This window comes from Pararoseomonas baculiformis, from assembly GCF_017813395.1.
Lineage (GTDB): Bacteria > Pseudomonadota > Alphaproteobacteria > Acetobacterales > Acetobacteraceae > Roseomonas > Roseomonas baculiformis.
This window is the reverse complement of record NZ_JAGIZB010000033.1, coordinates 1-14,130: the sequence shown is the minus strand read 5'-3', so window position 1 is coordinate 14,130 and position 14,130 is coordinate 1. Positions and strand designations below refer to the sequence as shown.

The window sequence follows — 14,130 nt, the reverse complement described above, 5'->3', positions numbered from 1 at the left end:
TTGCTCCTGAACTCAGGCGGCATTTCGGGCAAAACGGACACCTGCCGCGATACGGCGCAGCAGGTCGGGCAGAGCGATATCGACGCGCTCCGCCGGCCAGTGGCGCGGAGAGGGCTCATTGCCCGTTCCGCGCATGGCGTCGCCCAAAGCATCCAGCAGTGGATAGTGGACGGTGGTGGAACCAGCGCCGGGACCGAAGCCCATCAGCGCATCGAGCAGGGAGGAGCCTGTGCTGCCCCCCATCCGGATCGGAGGAAGCGCGGCCGGACCACTCGAAAGGCTCGCAAGCAACGGCAGCGGCGGAGGGCTGGCCGGGGCCGCCGGCACCTGCGGGGAAGCGGCGAGCGGAGCCTGACGCGGCAGCTGGGCCGGCATTTCCGGCCGTACGGGAATGGGCGCCTGAGGTAGCGCCGGCTGCGGGTGGGTGGCCTGCGCAGAAACTGCGAGCGGAGCGACGGGCGGCGGCACAACAGGCACCGCCTGTGGCGTAACAGGCGGGGCCGGCGGTGCATGGTCACCCATCAGCACCTGCAGGAGGCTGTGTGCGGCCGGCGACGGGGCGGGCTGGGGCTGCGAGGGCGGAGCGGGCGGCAACGGCTGCGACCAGGACGGCACAACCGGCATGGTTTCCTGCTGCACGGGGGCAGGTCGCACGGGGGGCGGCTCTGGGAGTGGCGCGCGCTGGAGCTGCGCATAGGGATTCGGGGCGATCAGGTCCGGCATCCGCGCCGGTTCCTCGGCGTGCCAGGCCGGCGGCGGCGGAACGGGGAGCGGGGTGTTCGCCACCGCCGCAGGCTGCACGGGGAGGACCGGGGTCTCGGTCGGGAGCGGCGACTCCGACGCTGGGCCACCCATGATCATGTCCGGCGGCAGGTCGCTCGCGCCGGAAAGGGCATCACCCAGAATACCGAAGGCCTGGTCATCGCTCTGCGCCTCGACGGACGGCGCGTTGCGAACGGGCTCGTTCCCGAAGCTACGATACTTAAGCGCTGGTGTTCGCAGGGCTGCTGCCATCCGGGCAACATCCGTGTCCTGACGCATCAGCCGCACTCCATCCGTCCGCCGCGCGAGACTCGGCCGCCGACAGGAAGCAGGCTATCTCATTTTTTCGGCGTTCTTAACCCTTGTTGATAAGAATGCCGCGCTCGGCTGCCCCCATACGCGCGAGCAGCATCAGCGCTGTGTCATAATAATCACGCCCGAGCACACCGCCATCCGGCAGGGGCCTGTCCCAGCTTAGCCGCTTTTGCCGCGCTACGAAACGGCCGATCTCCAGAACACCGGAGCCGGCAGGATAGGGCGCCACCCTGTCATCCGAAAGATCGGCCCAGGCTGGCACCTGCCTCAGGCTAGAATCGGACCAGAAGGCGAAGGGAGCCTCCACGGCAGGCTCGTCCGACAATCCCGCACAGGCCAGCCAGAGGGGAACCCTGACCGCGTCATAGGAGAAGCGCGCCGGCCAGCCCTGCGCCGGGGAAACCTGACCGTCGGTGCGCGACACGGCCAGCCAATCCGGCGAAAGCCCCCACCGGCCGAAGCGTGCCATCCGCAGGAGGCGCAGGCCATCGCTCGCCACCCGCAGCCAGGCCGGGTCGGGAACCGCTTCGGCCACGGCAGCGATAGCGGGATAGGAATAGTAGGAGGGGTTGATCACCACATGGGTGCGATGCTCGAAGCCCCGGGCGCCAGGCAGGAGCACGAGGTGCCCGCCGGCACGGCGCACCAGCAGGCGCAGCACGTCCCGGGCGATCGCGGTGCCCTCCTCGGTCAGGGCCGGATCCGACCAGCGCCGCCCGCCGCGGAGCAGCGCACTGGCAATGAACAGGTCGCCATCCGTGGCATTGTTGCTGTCCTGCACGGCTGGCTGCTGGTCCGGCCGCCAGCGCCAGGCATGCAGCCGGTCCGAGTCACGCCGCAGGTTGCGGCGGGTCCAGGCCAGGATGCGGTCGAAAGCCGGCCGGTCGTCATGATGCTGCGCGAGGGAGAGGCCCCAGCCCTGCCCCTCGGAATGGGACTGGTTGCCATTCCCGTTGTCGATGATGCGGCCATCGGCCGAGAGGAAGCGGGCCTTGAACATGGCCCAGTCACGCGCATCCTCCTGTGCGACCACCGGCTCGGCAAAGATCGCGGCAGCGGTCGCCCCGCCCAGCAGGCCCAGCATGGATCGGCGCGGGAGGTAGGTCGGCATGTCCCCAGCCTGATGCGAAGGAGATGAAGAACGGGTTAGCGGCGCCCGGCGCCACCCGCACTGGTGGTCCCCAGGCCTTATAATCCTCACGAACGCGAGAAGTCATCCCCTTCCCGCCAGGCGAAATGCAGCTTTGGCCCCGTGCCTTCCCGCGCGCCGGGTGCCATATCCCCGGCATGGCACCCCCTCTTCTTCTCCTGCAGGATATCCGACAGGGTTTCGGCACCACGCCGCTGCTGCGCGGCGCTACTCTCTCGGTTGCCCCCGGCGAGCGGCTCGCCCTGGTTGGCCGGAACGGATCGGGCAAGTCCACCCTTCTCAAGATCGCAGCCGGGCTGGTGACCCCGGATGGCGGTAGCCGCTTTCTCCAGCCCGGCGCCACGCTCCGCTACCTGCCGCAGGAGCCGGATCTTTCCGGCCACGCCAATACGCTCTCCTATGTGGAGGCTGCGCTCGGGCCGGGGGACGACCCCTATCGTGCCCGCTACCTGCTGGAGCAGCTGGGCCTGACCGGCGAGGAATCGCCGGAGCGCCTATCAGGCGGGGAGGCGCGCCGGGCAGCGCTCGCGGCGGTGCTCGCTCCTGCCCCCGACATCCTCCTGCTCGATGAGCCCACGAACCATCTCGATCTTCCGGCGATCGAGTGGCTGGAATCGGAGCTGGCCTCGATGCGCGCCGCGCTGGTGCTCATCAGCCATGACCGCCGGTTCCTGGAATCCCTCTCCCGCGCCATGGTCTGGCTGGACCGGGGCACGACGCGGCGGCTGGAGCAGGGCTTCGCCGGATTCGAGGCCTGGCGCGACCAGGTGCTGGAGGAAGAGGAGCGCGATGCCCACAAGCTCGCGCGCGAGATCGTGCGGGAGGAGCACTGGCTCCGCTACGGCGTCACCGCCCGGCGCAAGCGCAACATGCGCCGCGTGGGCGAGCTGCAGGCCCTGCGCGAGAAGCACCGGCAACGCCGGGGCCCGCAGGGCGGCGTCCGGCTGGCGGCGACCGAGGCGGATGGCTCGGGCAGCCTGGTCATCGCGGCCGAACGCATCTCAAAGTCCTTCGGCGGCCGCCCCGTGGTCCGGGACGTGTCCGTCCGCATCCTGCGCGGGGACCGGCTGGGGATCGTCGGGCCGAATGGTGCGGGCAAGACCACGCTCCTCAACATGCTCACCGGCGTCCTCCCGCCCGATTCCGGAGAGGTGCGGCTGGGTACAGGGATCGGGATGGTCACGCTGGACCAGCGCCGGGCGAGCCTCGACGACTCCATGACGCTCTCGGACGCGCTCACCGAGGGGCGTGGCGACATGGTGCATGTCGGCGGCACCCCGCGCCATGTCGTCGGCTACATGAAGGACTTCCTCTTCCTGCCTGAGCAGGCGCGCACGCCGCTCGGCGTGCTCTCGGGCGGGGAGAGGGCGCGCGTGATGCTCGCCCGTGCCATGGCGCGCCCGAGCAACCTGCTGGTGCTGGACGAGCCCACCAACGACCTCGACCTCGAGACGCTCGACCTGCTGCAGGAGATGATCGCCGATTACGGCGGCACGGTGCTGGTGGTGAGCCATGACCGCGACTTCCTGGACCGCGTCGCCACCAGCATCATCGCCTATGAGGGCGAGGGGCGCTGGCAGGACTATGCCGGCGGCTATTCGGACATGGTGGCGCAGCGCGGCCATGGCGTGCAGGCCCGCGCCGCGGATGCGCCCGCCACCACGCCCGCTTCCCGCCGCGCCGCCGAGGCAGCCGCACCGCAGGCGGCACGCGCCCGGCTCAGCATGGCGGAGATGCAGGCCCTGAAGACCCTGCCGCGCGAGATGGAGAAGCTCTCGGCCGAGATCGCGAAACTGAACGAGATCCTGGCCGACCCGCAGCTCTACACGCGGGATCCGGCGCGCTTCGCGAAGGCGACGGAACTGCTCGCCCAGCGCCAGTCGGCCCTTGCCGATGCGGAAGAACGCTGGCTCGAGATCGAGATGCGGCGGGAGGAGATCGAGGCCGGGGCGGGCTGAGCGGCAGGGGCGCGCCGCAGCCGGCGCCCCCGGCGCGCCGCCCTCAGCGGCACATCATCACGGGCATGTCCGCATTCTCCAGCACATGCCGCGTCACGCCGCCCAGGATCAGCTGGCGGATGCGCGAATGGCTGTAGGCACCCATGCAGAGCAGATCGGCCCCGAAGTCCCGCGCGGCACCGAGCAGCCCGGCGCCGACCTCGCGCGTGGCGGGGGCGAACTCCACCGCCTCCGCCGCGATGTTATGCCAGCGGAGATAGGAGAGGATGCCCCGCACATCCGGCCCGCGCCGCTGGTAATCCTTGCTGTGAAGGATGCGCACCGCCTCGGCGCGGTGAAGCCAGGGCAGCGCCGCCGCGATGGCGGCCGCGCTCTCCGCCGTGCCGTTCCAGGCGCAGCACACCCGGCTGCCGATGGTGGCGGGCGCCAGGCGCGGCGCGATCAGCACGGGGCGGCCGCTGTCAAAGAGGATGGCGTGCAGCGCATCCGAGGAGGAGACATCCTCACCCGCATCCGGATGCGGCACCACCGCCATGTCGTAGAGGCGCGATTCCTGCGCCACCAGATCCTCCTCCCGGCCCGACACCGAGGCGAAGGACAGGGTGGCGGCATCCGCCTTCTCCGCCGCCTCGGCGGAGCTGGCGAGGACCACGTCCTTGTCATCCACGAAGCGGTCGAAAAGGGCCTGCACGCGGCTGGCGCGGTCACCCGATTCGCGCTCGGTGGCGGCCATCATCTCCTCGATCATGGCGCCGGAGAGGCCCTCCCCGGCCAGCGGCGCCACGTCACGCGCGTCGACGCGCACATGGATGCAATGCACATGCGAATGCCAGATGCGTGCGGTCATCAGCGCAGTCTGCAACGCGGCCTCGCCCGCGGCGGTACCGGTGATGGGCAGAAGGATTCGGCGGTAGGCCATATTGGCATTGCTCCCGTCGTGATCAGGTGGCAGGGGCATGGCGCCCCCTCCCCCATGGCCTGCCGAATCCGGCAAGGCACCTAACAGCCTAGCATGGTTGGAGTTGGGCCGCCGCAAGCGCCGCCGCCAGGGGGTCGCCCGAGGCGTCGAGCCTTGCCCAGCGGATCGGCCCCGCCGGCTGCCCCGCCGCCCGCTCAAGCACCGGGACATCGGCGTCGGAGGCGTCACCACGCCGCGCCGCAACACGCGCCCGCAGGATATCGAGCGGCGCCTCGAGCCAGAGGCCCGTGAACGGCACCCCCGTGGCGCGTGCCACGGCCTCGATGCCCTCCCGCCTTGCGGGATCAAGGAAGGACGCATCCGCGATCACGGAATGGCCGGCGCGCAGGGCTATGGCGGCGTCCCGGAAAAGTGCCTGATGGACCGCCTCGGCGGCGGCCGCCGAATAGGCTTCCGGCGGAAGTGGCGCCTCGGGCGGGAGGTTCGCCAGCCGCTTGCGGATCTCGTCACTTCGCAGATGCAGCGCGCCCGGTGCCGCGCCGAGCCCCGGCGCGATCCGCCGCGCCAGGCGGGTCTTCCCGGTTCCCTGGAGACCGCCCACGGCCAGCAGCCGCGCGGGTGGCGGCCGGAGCGCCGCCTCCGCATCGGCGAGGAAGGCCAGCCCGCTCTCCATCCCGCCGGGCAGCCGGGCCACGCAATGCGCGCGGATCAGAGCGCGCGACGAAAGCCAGAGCGGCAGCCCCGCCACCAGCCCGGCATCCCCGCCCACCCCCACCGCCCGGTTCAGCACCCGGCAGGCGGCGGGGCGCCCGCAGCGGCGCATCAGATCCGCCAGGAGAAAGGCAAGGTCGTAGCCCGTGTCGATCGTGGCCAGTTCCTCGTCGAATTCCAGCGCGTCGAAAGGCGTCGGGCGGCCCTTCCACAGCAGGAGGTTCCCCAGATGCAGGTCTCCATGGCAGCGCCGGACCCGTCCCTCCGCCGCGCGGGCCCGCAGCACCGGGGCGAGGCGGAGCAGCCAGCCCCGCGTCCCGCGGCGCCACGCGATCACCCGCGCCGGGTCGAGCCCCGCATCCAGTGCGGCCCGCGCATTGCCCCGCAGAACCCTGTCGAACCGGGCCACGGGATCCGTCCCGGACGGGGCGGGCGGATAATGCGCGCGCATGGCCACCACCGTATCGCCGAGGGCGTCCTGGAGGCCCTCCCCTATCCCCTGTTCCGCCGCGAGCGCATCGAGGAAATCGCCCTGCGGAACCGGTGCCATTTCCAGCGCCCATTCAACGGCGGCAGGATCATCCTCCGCCACCAGCCGGTCAGCCGCGGCCGAGATGCCGTGAAGGGCACGGTAGATCTCCGGCGCCGCGGGCCGGTTCAACATCAGTTCGCGGATGGCGTAGCGATGCCGGGAAGCGGGGCTGGTGAAATCCAGGAAGCCGAGATCAACCGCCTTCTTCAGCTTGAAGACGCGCTCGGCCCCAACGAAGACGGCGGATATATGTGTCTCAACGGGCTGCCCGGCCCCGGCCAGCCGCGCCAGCAGCGCCGCCGCCGCGGCCTGGCTGGCCGGGATGGTCACGGGAACAGGCGCCCGGTGGTCCAGCCCTCGCCGGCTCGCTCAAACACCAGGCGGTCATGCATGCGGAAGGGCATGTCCTGCCAGAACTCGATCCGGAGCGGCAGCACGCGGAAGCCGCCCCAGTGCGGCGGCCGGGGAAGGGTGTCCCCAGGGTAGCGCGCCTCCAGCTCGGCGATCCGGCGCTCGAACTCCGCGCGGGAGGGAAGCGGGCGGGACTGGTCCGAGGAAGCGGCCGAGATGCGCGACCCGCGGGAGCGGGAGGCGAAGTAGGCGTCGGATTCGGCCGTGGTCACCCGCTCGACCGTGCCTTCCACCCGCACCTGCCGCCGAAGCGACTTCCAGTGGAAGCACAGGGCGGCGCGGGGGTTGGAGAGCAGTTCCCCGCCCTTCCGGCTCTGCTCGTTGGTATAGAAGACGAAGCCGCGGTCATCCCGCCCCTTCAGCAGCACCATGCGGGCGGAAGGCCAGCCATCCGGGGTTGTCGTGGCCAGGCACATGGCGTTGGGGTCGTTCGGCTCCTTCGCCACGGCCTCGGCGAACCAGGCCTCGAAGAGGCCATAGGGATCGGTGGCGTCGGGAATGCCGGCGCCGTGGGCCTCTCCGGCGGGGACCTCGGTGGTCAGGCTCATGCGTTCGGCCCCTTGTTCGGTTGCATCCGGTGTGCCACCCCTCCCCGCCCGTCGCAACCGATCCCCGCCTGCCTGGAGGACGCCCCATGGAAGACGCCAAGCCCGTGGCCGATGCCGCCCTCCTGCCGATGAAGGGCGACCTGATGAAGGGCCGCCGTGGCATCGTCATGGGCGTCGCCAATGACCGCTCCATCGCCTGGGCCATCGCACAGGCCGCGGCCGCCCAGGGGGCGGAGCTGGCCTTCACCTATCAGGGCGAGGCGCTGGAGAAGCGGGTGCGCCCGCTGGCCGCCAGCGTGGGCTCCGACCTGCTGGTCCCCTGCGACGTCTCCGACGAGGAGGCGATCGACGCGGCCTTCGCCAAGGTCGCGGAGCGCTGGGACGGGATCGACTTCCTCGTCCACGCCATCGGCTTCGCCGACAAGCAGTATCTGCGCGGCCGCTACCTGGACACGCCGAAGCACGCCTTCCTGCAGGCCCTGGACATCTCCTGCTACTCCTTCGTCTCCGTCTCCCGCCGCGCGGCGGCGATGATGAAGCCGGGTGGATCGCTGCTGACGCTGAGCTATCTCGGTGCCGAGCGCTGGACGCCGCATTACAACGTGATGGGCGTGGCCAAGGCGGCGCTGGAGGCCAGCGTGCGCTATATGGCCGCTGACCTCGGCGACTCCGGCATCCGCGTGAACGCCATTTCCGCCGGCCCGATCAAGACGCTGGCCGCCAGCGGCATCGGGGATTTCCGCTACATCCTGAAGTGGAACCAGTACAACTCGCCCATGCGCCGCAACGTGACGCTGGATGAGGTGGGCGGGGCTGGCCTGTATCTCCTTTCCCCGCTCTCGGGCGGCGTCACCGGCGAGGTGCACCATGTCGATTGCGGCTACCACGTCGTCGGCATGAAGCATCCGGACGCGCCGGACATCACGATCGAGAAGGGCTGAACGCCTCTCTCCATGTCCCACAACAGCTTCGGCCATCTCTTCCGCGTCACCACATGGGGTGAGAGCCACGGCCCGGCGATCGGAGGGGTGGTGGATGGCTGCCCGCCCGGCCTCTCCCTGAGCGAGGCAGATATCCAGCCCTGGCTGGATCGCCGCCGCCCCGGGCAGTCGAAGTTTGTCACGCAACGGCAGGAACCGGACGAGGTCCGCATCCTCTCGGGCACCTTCGAGGGGCTGACCACCGGCACCCCGATCGGCCTGATGATCGAGAACAAGGACCAGCGATCCCGCGACTATGGCGAGATCGCCGAGAGCTTCCGCCCGGGCCATGCCGACCTTGCCTACCACCTGAAATACGGGGTCCGGGACTACCGCGGCGGCGGGCGTTCCTCGGCGCGGGAAACGGCCATGCGCGTCGCGGCCGGGGCTGTGGCGCGCAAGGTGCTGGGGACGGGGATCACCATCCGCGGTGCCCTGGTTGCCATGGGCGGTGACATGGTGGACCGCGCGAACTGGGATTGGGCGGCGGTTGCGGAGAACGACTTCTTCTGCCCGGACCGCGCGGCGGCCGCGCGCTGGGAGGAGAAGCTCCTCGCGCTGCGCAAGGCCGGCTCCAGCGTCGGTGCTGTGGTGGAAGTGGTGGCCGAGGGCATCCCGCCCGGCCTGGGTGCGCCCATCTATGGCAAGCTGGATGCCGAGATCGCATCCGCCTTCATGTCCATCAATGCCGTCAAGGGCGTGGAGATCGGCGAGGGATTCGCCGCCGCAGCCCTGACCGGCGAGGACAATGCCGACGAGATGCGCATGGCCCCGGACGGCACCGTGCAGTTCCTGGCGAACCATGCCGGCGGAATCCTCGGCGGAATCTCCACCGGCCAGCCTGTGGTCGCGCGCTTCGCCGTGAAGCCCACCTCCTCCATCCTCGTGGCCCGCCGCACGGTGGACCGGCATGGGCAGGACCGGGATCTGGTGACCAAGGGGCGGCACGACCCCTGCGTGGGCATCCGTGCCGTTCCGGTGGGGGAGGCGATGATGGCCTGCGTGCTGGCGGATGCTCTGCTCCGGCACCGGGCTCAGGTGCCGGACGCCCCTGTTTCCACCCGCCTCCCGAGAAACTGAACGGGAACACCTTTATCCCACTGAAACGGTCGGGTATTCGGAACACCTCGATGAGGTGGAGCCTCGATGCCGACTCCCGATTCCTCTGCTGAGATCACCGCCGCCCCGGACCCCGAGGCGATCGCCGCTTTTGTCGGCTTTGCCGGGCCGAGCCACTGGCAGGCGCGGCTTGCGGATATCGGCCGCCGGGCTGCCTCCCCGTCCCTCACGGGCCGTTCCATTGGCGAGCGCCATGCGCTCGAACTGACCCTCCAGCGCCTCTCCACGCCTGAGGCACTGGCCCAGGCCGGCCCCGCTGAACGCCAGTTGCTCTCCTATGCCCGCGAAGCCGTGCTGCTGGCCGACAGCCTGCCCCCGGCCTCCCGCGACAGGCTGCGGGAGCAGATCCTCTCGGGCCTTACGGGGGAGGCCAATCTCATTCCCCTGTTCCACCTGCTTCGCGTGGCGGCGCGCTACCGGGCCGCTGGCTTCGAGGTCCGCTTCACCGGCCTGGCCGAGGGCACGGCACATGATCTCCTCCTGGCCCGGGATGGCCAGGAGGCAGAGATCGTCTGCGATACCGTCTCGGCCGAGGAAGGCCGCCCGGTGCTGCGCGGCGACTGGTGCGCCTTCGTGGATGGCATCAATCCCGACCTGCAGAACTGGCTCGCCTCCCATCCCGGCCGCTACGTGCTGAAGATGACGCTACCCGAGGGGCTGAAGCGCGATGCCCTGGACGTTGCCACGCTCCAGCGCCGCATCATGGACATGCTGCGCGACCGCCGCCGGCAGGATTCGGCCGCGGATGCGGTGCTGAAGCTGGACCCGCTTCTCCTCGCCGGGGCGCAGGCCGCTGTTCCCGCCCAGGCGCTTCGCGCGCTGTTCGGGCCGGAGGCTCACCTGGCCGTGGCGCAGGGCAACGGCAACATCCTCGTCCTGGCCGCGCGCGCCGGGCAGGCCAGCGCCATCGCCCAGGCGGTCTGCCGGCGCATGGTGGATGCGGCGGGCAGGCTTGGCGGCGAAAGGCCGGGCATCCTCGCCATGTTCCTGGACGACCTGGGTCGCCAGGAATGGCGGGGCCTGCGCGAGCGGATGGAGCTGGAGGGGGCAGTGCGACGCTTCCTCACGACTCCGGAGGCTCGACGTGTGGCGGCCGTCTCCTGCGCCTCCCGCATGGAAATGTTCGGCATGGCGCCGCCGGATGGCGTTGCGGAGGGTGAGCTTCGCTTCCGCAATCCCTCCCGGCCGCCGGCGAAGGACGGCGCTCTCTCGCCAGCTCTCTGCTCCATCAGCTGAAAGCGCAGCGTCGCCTCACGTCCGGATGACGGCGCCCACGGATGAAACCGTGGAGCTACATTCCCGTTCCAGAGTTGCTGCACTGCAAAGCGGAGGTGATGGCGTGACGGCGAATGAGGCGGAACGGGCACTGGCGGAACTGGACCGGCTTCTGAACGACCCTGATGTGCAGATGGACCCGATGCGGGTTTGGACCCTGGCCGACCGCCTCTCGGGCAGCGTTCCCGCCACGGCCCAGCCCACCAGCCAGACGTCCCGCTGACCTGCCGGGCCTCAGGCCCGGCGCGCGCCGATCAGGAACTCCTTGTTGCCCTCGGGTCCGGTAATCGGGCTCTCGGCGATGCCGAGCACCGTCCAGCCCGGTAGCTCCGACCACCAAGCCTTTACCTTCGCGCAGACGGCGCGGTGCACATTCGGGTCCCGCACCACGCCCCCCTTCCCCACCATGCCCGGCCCGGCCTCGAATTGCGGCTTGATCAGCGCGACGGCGAAGGCGCCGGGCGCGGCCAGCGAAAGCGCCGCGGGCAGCACGGTGGCGAGCCCGATAAAGGACGCATCGCAGACCACCGCCCCCACGGGATCGGGGATCTGCGAAGTCTCAAGGTAGCGGGCATTCACCCGCTCCATGACCACCACGCGGGGATCGTTGCGCAGGTTCCAGGCGAGCTGCCCGTGGCCGACATCCACCGCATAGACCTTCGCCGCCCCGTGGTGCAGCAGGACATGCGTGAAGCCTCCGGTGGAGGCCCCGACATCGATGCAGACGCGGTCCTTCGGACTGAGCCCGAAAGCCTGGAGTCCATGGTCCAGCTTCAGCCCGCCGCGGCTGACCCAGGGATGGTCCTGCCCGCGCACCTCCAGCGCATCGCCTTCGCGCAGCTCCTGCCCGGGCTTGTCGATCCGCCTCTCGCCGCTGAATACCTTTCCCGCCAGGATCAGGGCCTGGGCGCGGGTGCGGCTCTCCGCGAGGCCGCGCTCCACCAGTGCCGCGTCCGCGCGCTGCTTGGCCGGCTTTGGCTGTGGCAAGGCTGTCCTCCAGTCTGGGGCCGCGCAGGATAGCAGCCCGGGAGCGGCGGGTCTTGCAGGCTGGCCGGAGGAGGTGGAGAGAGAAAGGCAAGAGCGCGAAGCGCCGCCTGTCCCGGAGAATCGCCCATGCCCACACGCCGCGCCCTGACCGGCGCCATCCTGGCCGCTGCCACCCTCGGCCGCCCTGCCCTCGCCCAGTCCTCCTGGCCCGCGGGCCGCCCGATCGAATTGATCGTGCCCTATCCGCCGGCCGGCGGGATCGACGTGATGGCGCGGTTGCTGACCAAGTACCTGCCGAACCGGCTTCCGGGGGCGAGTTTCGTCGTCACGAACCGCGTGGGCGCAGGCGGGCAGATCGGCAACGAAGCTGTCTTCAACGCCCGCCCCGACGGCTACACCCTCGGCGCCGTGGCGACCCTGAGCTTCATCACGAAGGCGCTGGAGCGGCCGGTACGGTGGAAGACCGAGGAGTTCACCTACCTCGCCAATGTGGTCGATGATCCCGGCGCCTTCTGGGTGCGGGCGGATTCCCCCCTGCGCAGCATCGCCGACCTGCGGGAAGCCGCTGCCCGGCGCGCCGAGGCCGTTTCGGTCGGCACCGCCGCCGGGACCTCCTCCGACGACCATCTCCTGCTCCTCGCCTTTGAGGCGGCAGCGGGGGTGAAGGCGCTGCATGTTCCCTATAACGGCACGGCGATTGCCATCCGGGATCTCCTCGGCGGCCAGCTCGACGTCGCTTCCTACAATGTCAGTGAGGGATTGAGCCTGTTCCGGGAGGGCCGCACCCGCTGCCTCGGCCAGGCGGCACCGGCCCGATGGACCGCCATGGCAGAGGTGCCCACCTTCCGCGAACAGGGCCTGGACGTTCTGGGCGGCTCGGCGCGCGGCTTCGTCGGCCCGCCCGGCCTTCCCGCGGAGGTCACGCAGGCGCTGGTCGCCGCCTTCGGCGCCATCCTGGCCGACCCGGCCTTCCTGGCCGAGGCGGAGCGGCTGAATCTGCCCCTCCGGCCCCTGCTGGGCGCGGCCTACCGCGACACGGTGGAACAGGAAGCCGCCGCGGCCCGCAGGCTCTATGAGCGCGCGCCCTGGTCCACCCAGCCCTGATCACCGGTAGAGCCCTTCGCCCATGCCCCATGTGGTCGTCATCGACCCGATCCACCCCGATGGCATCCAGCGCCTGCTGGATGCGCCCGGGATCACCCTGGACCATCCCGGCGCGCCGCTCGGACCGGACCTCGCCAGCCGCCTCCGGAATGCCGAGGCCCTGATCGTGCGGGGCACGGTGGTGGATTCCGCCCTGCTCGCCATGGCGCCGAAGCTGCGCATGGTCTGCCGCCACGGCGTTGGCTATGACCTGGTGGACGTGCCCGCCATGACCCGCGCCGGGGTCGCGGTGATGATCACGCCCGAGGCGAATGCTGCCTCGGTCGCCGAGCACGCGCTGATGCTGATGCTCGCCGTCGCCCGGCAGGTGCTCCCGGTGGATGCCGGGGTTCGCGCCGGCCAGTGGCGCGTGCAGGGCCAGTCCCGCACCTTCGAACTGGGCGGACGCCGCGTGCTCATCCTCGGCTTCGGCCGTATCGGCACCCGCGTCGCGCGGCTCTGCGCTGCCTTCGGGATGCGGGTGATGGTGCATGATCCCTTCATGCCCGCCGGCACGATCCGCGGCGCGGGCTACGAGGCCGTGAAAGAGCGCGATGCCGGCCTGGCGGCGGCCGATATCGTCACGCTCCACCTTCCCGCCAGCGACGCCACGCGCGGCATGGTGGACGCGGCCTTCCTGGCCGCGATGAAGCCCGGCGCCGTGCTCATCAACACCGCCCGCGGAACGCTGGTGGACGAGGCGGCGCTGGAGGCGGCGCTGCGCTCCGGCCATCTCGGCGGCGCGGGGCTGGACGTGCTGCGGGTCGAGCCGATGCGGGAGGTTCCCGCCATGCTGGCGCTGGAGAACCTGGTGGTCACCCCGCATGTCGCGGCCAGCACGGCGGAAGGGTTGCAGCGCATGTCCTGGGACGCAGCGGGGAATGTCCTGGACTTCCTCGCGGGGCGGCCCGACCGGGATTCGGTGGTCAACCCCGATGTGCTGGGGCGCAACGCCTAGCGCCCAACAGGGCACCCGGCGAACGGAAACCCGGGGGAAGCAGCGCTTCCCCCGGGCCGGAGTTCACCGCCCCTCAGGCCCTCGCGGGCTGTGAGGTCTCGTCCCGCCCCAGAGCGTGGCGCGCGGTGGCGGCGATCTGTGGTGCGTTGAGGCCGGCGAGGTCGTACTGCTTTTTAGGGTTGTCGTGGTCGATATAGGTGTCGGGCAGGACGAGGGGGCGGAAGCGCAGTCCGCCGTCGAGCAGGCCGGCATGGGCGAGGTGCTGGGCGACGAGGGAGCCGAAGCCGCCCACCGATCCTTCCTCGACGGTGACGAGGACGGCATGGTTGCGGGCCAGCCGCTCGAGGAGTTCGGTATCGAGC

General features: G+C 70.6%; 14 protein-coding genes. 7 read left to right on the top strand and 7 right to left on the bottom strand.

Annotation, left to right across the window (positions count from 1 at the left end; all coding sequences use genetic code 11):
- Nucleotides 1-12 precede the first annotated feature (12 nt).
- Nucleotides 13-1,041: a hypothetical protein gene (locus J8J14_RS21685; protein WP_209381639.1), complete on the bottom strand. Its 1,029-nt coding sequence runs from the start codon at nt 1,039-1,041 to the stop codon at nt 13-15.
- Between the two features lie 76 nt (nt 1,042-1,117).
- On the bottom strand, nt 1,118-2,188 hold the full coding sequence (locus J8J14_RS21680) for a glycosyl hydrolase family 8 (protein WP_209381638.1): 1,071 nt from the start codon (nt 2,186-2,188) through the stop codon (nt 1,118-1,120).
- Nucleotides 2,189-2,364: 176 nt separating this feature from the next.
- On the opposite strand from J8J14_RS21680, the gene J8J14_RS21675 reads away from it, so the two are divergent.
- Nucleotides 2,365-4,185, top strand: coding sequence for an ABC-F family ATP-binding cassette domain-containing protein (locus tag J8J14_RS21675; protein WP_209381637.1), 1,821 nt, complete (start codon nt 2,365-2,367; stop codon nt 4,183-4,185).
- Between the two features lie 43 nt (nt 4,186-4,228).
- On the opposite strand, the gene J8J14_RS21670 is transcribed toward J8J14_RS21675, so the two are convergent.
- The 3 genes from J8J14_RS21670 to pdxH all read right to left on the bottom strand — a co-directional run bounded on the left by J8J14_RS21670 (nt 4,229) and on the right by pdxH (nt 7,306).
- Nucleotides 4,229-5,104 (bottom strand): universal stress protein, encoded by an 876-nt coding sequence (locus J8J14_RS21670; RefSeq protein ID WP_209381654.1) that lies wholly within the window; start codon nt 5,102-5,104, stop codon nt 4,229-4,231.
- Nucleotides 5,105-5,192: 88 nt separating this feature from the next.
- Nucleotides 5,193-6,677, bottom strand: a complete 1,485-nt coding sequence (locus tag J8J14_RS21665; RefSeq protein ID WP_209381636.1) for a bifunctional aminoglycoside phosphotransferase/ATP-binding protein — start codon at nt 6,675-6,677, stop codon at nt 5,193-5,195.
- Complete coding sequence (gene pdxH / locus J8J14_RS21660; RefSeq protein ID WP_209381635.1) at nt 6,674-7,306, bottom strand: pyridoxamine 5'-phosphate oxidase; 633 nt, start codon at nt 7,304-7,306, stop codon at nt 6,674-6,676. The genes J8J14_RS21665 and pdxH overlap by 4 nt, the downstream gene beginning before the upstream one ends.
- A gap of 86 nt (nt 7,307-7,392) precedes the next feature.
- Between pdxH and fabI the strand changes: the two genes are divergently transcribed.
- From fabI to J8J14_RS21640, 4 genes are all read left to right on the top strand, one after another.
- Nucleotides 7,393-8,247: an enoyl-ACP reductase FabI gene (gene fabI / locus J8J14_RS21655; RefSeq protein WP_245216055.1), complete on the top strand. Its 855-nt coding sequence runs from the start codon at nt 7,393-7,395 to the stop codon at nt 8,245-8,247.
- Nucleotides 8,248-8,259: 12 nt separating this feature from the next.
- A complete protein-coding gene (aroC, locus tag J8J14_RS21650; protein WP_209381634.1) occupies nt 8,260-9,366 on the top strand; it encodes a chorismate synthase in 1,107 nt (368 codons plus the stop codon).
- A 66-nt stretch (nt 9,367-9,432) separates the two neighbouring features.
- On the top strand, nt 9,433-10,641 hold the full coding sequence (locus J8J14_RS21645) for a hypothetical protein (RefSeq protein ID WP_209381633.1): 1,209 nt from the start codon (nt 9,433-9,435) through the stop codon (nt 10,639-10,641).
- Between the two features lie 103 nt (nt 10,642-10,744).
- Nucleotides 10,745-10,903, top strand: coding sequence for a peptide chain release factor 1 (locus J8J14_RS21640; RefSeq protein WP_209381632.1), 159 nt, complete (start codon nt 10,745-10,747; stop codon nt 10,901-10,903).
- Nucleotides 10,904-10,914: 11 nt separating this feature from the next.
- Here J8J14_RS21640 and J8J14_RS21635 read toward each other — a convergent pair whose 3' ends face one another.
- Nucleotides 10,915-11,667, bottom strand: a complete 753-nt coding sequence (locus J8J14_RS21635; RefSeq protein WP_245216054.1) for a TlyA family RNA methyltransferase — start codon at nt 11,665-11,667, stop codon at nt 10,915-10,917.
- Nucleotides 11,668-11,793: 126 nt separating this feature from the next.
- Here J8J14_RS21635 and J8J14_RS21630 point away from each other — a divergent pair, with 126 nt between their 5' ends.
- Together J8J14_RS21630 and J8J14_RS21625 are read left to right on the top strand one after the other, a co-directional pair.
- The gene (locus J8J14_RS21630) at nt 11,794-12,771 is read left to right on the top strand and encodes a Bug family tripartite tricarboxylate transporter substrate binding protein (protein WP_209381631.1); all 978 of its coding nucleotides are present in this window, start codon (nt 11,794-11,796) and stop codon (nt 12,769-12,771) included.
- Nucleotides 12,772-12,793: 22 nt separating this feature from the next.
- Nucleotides 12,794-13,768: a hydroxyacid dehydrogenase gene (locus tag J8J14_RS21625; RefSeq protein ID WP_209381630.1), complete on the top strand. Its 975-nt coding sequence runs from the start codon at nt 12,794-12,796 to the stop codon at nt 13,766-13,768.
- A gap of 73 nt (nt 13,769-13,841) precedes the next feature.
- Here the strand turns inward: J8J14_RS21625 and J8J14_RS21620 are convergent.
- Nucleotides 13,842-14,130: transketolase C-terminal domain-containing protein (locus J8J14_RS21620; RefSeq protein ID WP_280843005.1), on the bottom strand; the 289-nt coding region annotated here is incomplete at its 5' end.

Excerpts from the sequence above, each read along its gene's own strand:
- J8J14_RS21685 (WP_209381639.1), bottom strand. The coding sequence starts at position 1,041 with ATGCGTCAGGACACGGATGTTGCCCGGATGGCAGCAGCCCTGCGAACA.
- J8J14_RS21680 (WP_209381638.1), bottom strand. The coding sequence starts at position 2,188 with ATGCCGACCTACCTCCCGCGCCGATCCATGCTGGGCCTGCTGGGCGGG.
- J8J14_RS21675 (WP_209381637.1), top strand. The coding sequence starts at position 2,365 with ATGGCACCCCCTCTTCTTCTCCTGCAGGATATCCGACAGGGTTTCGGC.
- J8J14_RS21670 (WP_209381654.1), bottom strand. The coding sequence starts at position 5,104 with ATGGCCTACCGCCGAATCCTTCTGCCCATCACCGGTACCGCCGCGGGC.
- pdxH (WP_209381635.1), bottom strand. The coding sequence starts at position 7,306 with ATGAGCCTGACCACCGAGGTCCCCGCCGGAGAGGCCCACGGCGCCGGC.
- fabI (WP_245216055.1), top strand. The coding sequence starts at position 7,393 with ATGGAAGACGCCAAGCCCGTGGCCGATGCCGCCCTCCTGCCGATGAAG.
- aroC (WP_209381634.1), top strand. The coding sequence starts at position 8,260 with ATGTCCCACAACAGCTTCGGCCATCTCTTCCGCGTCACCACATGGGGT.
- J8J14_RS21645 (WP_209381633.1), top strand. The coding sequence starts at position 9,433 with ATGCCGACTCCCGATTCCTCTGCTGAGATCACCGCCGCCCCGGACCCC.
- J8J14_RS21630 (WP_209381631.1), top strand. The coding sequence starts at position 11,794 with ATGCCCACACGCCGCGCCCTGACCGGCGCCATCCTGGCCGCTGCCACC.
- J8J14_RS21625 (WP_209381630.1), top strand. The coding sequence starts at position 12,794 with ATGCCCCATGTGGTCGTCATCGACCCGATCCACCCCGATGGCATCCAG.